This is a genomic window from Chryseobacterium sp. SIMBA_028 (genome assembly GCF_046535285.1).
Taxonomy (GTDB): domain Bacteria; phylum Bacteroidota; class Bacteroidia; order Flavobacteriales; family Weeksellaceae; genus Chryseobacterium.
This window is the reverse complement of record NZ_JAWRWZ010000881.1, coordinates 1-231: the sequence shown is the minus strand read 5'-3', so window position 1 is coordinate 231 and position 231 is coordinate 1. Positions and strand designations below refer to the sequence as shown.

Genomic DNA, 231 nt, shown 5'->3' with positions numbered 1-231 from the left:
GAAGCGCGCGAAAAGCGCGGCCGAATCGGCGAAGAAACATAGCCGCGCGCTGGAAGAGGCCGTGCGCCGGGATCGCGAAATGAATGTTGCGTTGAAGAACGAGATCCTGAGTCTTACAGCGAAGCTGGACGCGCAACGAAAGGTCGTTGAAAACGTGCAGCATGACCGCGAAAAGGATGCGGAAATTCAGCGCCGCATCGTCAATGATCTGAGTGACCGGCTGGACGCCTC

At 58.0% G+C, this 231-nt stretch carries 1 protein-coding gene; it reads left to right on the top strand.

The window, feature by feature from the left end:
- On the top strand, positions 1 to 231 hold a 231-nt coding region (locus SCA31_RS25725; RefSeq protein ID WP_410699755.1), incomplete at both ends, for a hypothetical protein.